Annotated in this window: 4 protein-coding genes; 2 read left to right on the top strand and 2 right to left on the bottom strand. The window is 61.4% G+C overall.

Features of this window, described 5'->3' with window-relative positions:
* A partial coding sequence (locus HMPREF1494_RS11840; RefSeq protein ID WP_231495419.1) for a hypothetical protein occupies window positions 1-187 on the bottom strand: 187 nt, incomplete at its 3' end.
* A gap of 441 nt (window positions 188-628) precedes the next feature.
* On the opposite strand from HMPREF1494_RS11840, the gene HMPREF1494_RS11040 reads away from it, so the two are divergent.
* Entirely contained in the window at window positions 629-1,375 is a 747-nt protein-coding gene (locus HMPREF1494_RS11040; RefSeq protein ID WP_051404768.1) for a hypothetical protein, read from the top strand.
* Window positions 1,314-2,072 carry an ATP-binding cassette domain-containing protein gene (locus tag HMPREF1494_RS11035; protein WP_231495418.1) on the top strand — a complete coding sequence of 253 codons (759 nt, stop codon included), beginning with the start codon at window positions 1,314-1,316 and terminating at the stop codon, window positions 2,070-2,072. The genes HMPREF1494_RS11040 and HMPREF1494_RS11035 overlap by 62 nt, the downstream gene beginning before the upstream one ends.
* Window positions 2,073-2,259: 187 nt before the next feature.
* Here HMPREF1494_RS11035 and HMPREF1494_RS11905 read toward each other — a convergent pair whose 3' ends face one another.
* Window positions 2,260-2,391, bottom strand: coding sequence for an LPXTG cell wall anchor domain-containing protein (locus HMPREF1494_RS11905; RefSeq protein WP_269319379.1), 132 nt, complete (start codon window positions 2,389-2,391; stop codon window positions 2,260-2,262).
* Window positions 2,392-2,413: the final 22 nt, after the last annotated feature.

The raw sequence follows: 2,413 nt of genomic DNA, 5'->3' as shown, positions 1-2,413 counted from the left end.
CGGCCGCAGGCGTGTCTCCTGCGTGTTGCTGGCACTCGCCCTCATCATGCTCGTCGTCTTGATTTGCCTCGTCCTGCATTGAAAACCGTTGTGGGACGCCTCGTCGAGGGCGTTCCGCAACAAATCCGCAATCGATGATTCCATGGAAGGAAGGACTCATCATGAAAAGGCAGACGGCGTTGTACATGCTTGAATGGTTCGTCTATACCGTTGTGGCGGTCGGATTCGGCCGCGGCGGTCTGGCTGATGCCGGCCGGCGGCGCGGCCTGGATGGTCGTGTGGATCATGCTGGGGCTGTGTGCGGTCCCGCTGGTGCATGTGGTGCGCTATTACCCGTTCTGGAGCATCGTCGTGTCGGTTGTCACGCACCTGCTGGTCTGGCTTTCCCTGGGGGGGCAGGCATGGGTGGTTTATGGGCGGCTGGCTGAACCCACGGACGCTGGGATGGGTCCAGGATGCCCTCTGTCTCGTCTACGTGGTCATTCTCGCGGCCGCATGGCGGAAGGACCCGGGCGTAGGATGGAAGACGCCATCCGGGTCTTTCCGCCCCTGATGCCGACATGGCAGGGAACTGATTGGCGACGGACTTGGGGTCGTCTTTTTCTCTGCAGATTGTGGGGTAGCGATTATGAAGGCCATCTGGTTCAAGGAGTTCCGCCTGTACACGTCGTTTGACAGGGCTCTGTGGTGTGCGCTGATCTGGCCGTTCATATTGGCCCTGAACCCGCTCTTCTTGGAGGCGGGGGAGTCGTTGTCCACCGCGATGATCGACGCGCCCGGGTTCGCCCTGCTTTTCTCGCTCTGCGTGGATTACACCACGTACGACGACTACCGGTCAGGGGTGTTCGAGCTGATCGTGCAGGCCGGCCTGCCGCTGCGCGAATATCTGACCGCGAAACTCTGGTTCTATGAGGCGGTCTCATCGGCGTTCCTGCTGGTATCCCTGGTGGCGGGACTGGCCGTGGACCATTGGCAGCCATCCGACATGCCCGTGACGGTGATGCAGCTTTTTATGGCGTTCGTGCTGAACGGGGCGTGGGCCGCGTTGGGTACGCAACTGGCGATATGCCTACGTCTGCTGAACCCGGATTCGGCGTTGTACCTTACGCCGCTGGCACTCGCCCTGCCTGTTCGCCAATGTCGCCCTGTGGCATCTCGTGGATCCGGTGCTCGCCCTGACGGTCTCGTCCATCGTGGCCGCATTATGCGGCGCGGGCGCTTTCGCCATCACGACGCGCGTGCTCCGTGGCAGATTCATCCTGACCTTGCGGTCGGATGCGGGACGATACGGCCATGGGATGGCGTTGGAGGGTATGTCCGTCGCGGTGGAACATGTCACGTTCGGGTACGGCAGGCGCCAAACCGTGCTGGATGACGTTTCCTTCACGGTTCCCCAAGGCCAGTCGGTGGCCATCCTCGGCTATAACGGCGTGGGCAAGACGACGTTGTTCAAACTCATTACGGGACTGTTGCGTCCACGAAGCGGACGCTGCGTCATCAACGGCATGCTCGTACCGTCGATGCGGGATGTGTTCCTGATGACGGAGCATGCGAATCTCATCAGTGCGATGAGCGTCCGGGACAATATCAGGTTCCGTGGCCTGCTGTTCGATCCGGATGGCACGGGAGGCATGGATCCCTCCCGGCTCGGCGGGGAACCGTTGGTGCGGGCGTTCGAACTGGGTCCGTTCCTCGATACGAGGGTGTCCAGGCTGTCCAGCGGCATGCGCGGGCGTGCCGGTCTGGTGGCGGGCATGCTGTTCGACCCTCACGTCATCATGCTGGATGAGCCGACCAATTCGATCGATCCGATCACCCGGGATCTGCTGATCGACTACGTCAACCGGCTGCATGCCTGTGGGCGAACCATCCTGACCGTTACGCACGACTTGGAATACTGCTGGAAGACCATGGACCGTGCCGTCATCCTTGACGATCGCCGCATTGCCGGGGATGTCATGCTCGCCGATATTCCCGACTATGAGACGTTCACCCATATCGCCACGCTGGGGCATGGTCGGCGGACCGTCGACTTCGGACTGGAACGCCAGATGGCGCGAAGCGAAGAATGATCTCTTTTGCATCCGGGACCGAGGTCTCCGTAACGCACCGGTAACAGTGGATGAGCATGTTGGGCGTTCACTCGCTTCCCTGGTCCTTGATGCTCTTCGATGTCCCACGGCCGGTCCTTACATGCGTTGTGGGGGTGTGCCCGCGTACGCGGACACACCCCCACAACGGATGAGGAACGTATGGTGTTCAGTTCATGCGACGGCGCACGAGAACAAGGGCTCCGCCTGCCACAAGGGCGATGATGGCCACGATCGCGAGGATGGTGACGTTGCTGCCGGTATTCGACAGGTTCTTGACCTGTGGTTGGGTGGTGGTCACCTTGGACGGCTTCTGCGGCGTC

Source organism: Bifidobacterium sp. MSTE12, assembly GCF_000513015.1.
GTDB lineage: Bacteria > Actinomycetota > Actinomycetes > Actinomycetales > Bifidobacteriaceae > Bifidobacterium > Bifidobacterium dentium.
Note: the sequence above shows the minus strand (reverse complement) of the source record. Positions and strands in the feature narration are given on the sequence as shown.

Bases quoted from the DNA above. Each gene is read 5' to 3' on its own strand.
- HMPREF1494_RS11040 (WP_051404768.1), top strand. From the start codon at position 629: ATGAAGGCCATCTGGTTCAAGGAGTTCCGCCTGTACACGTCGTTTGAC.
- HMPREF1494_RS11035 (WP_231495418.1), top strand. From the start codon at position 1,314: ATGTCCGTCGCGGTGGAACATGTCACGTTCGGGTACGGCAGGCGCCAA.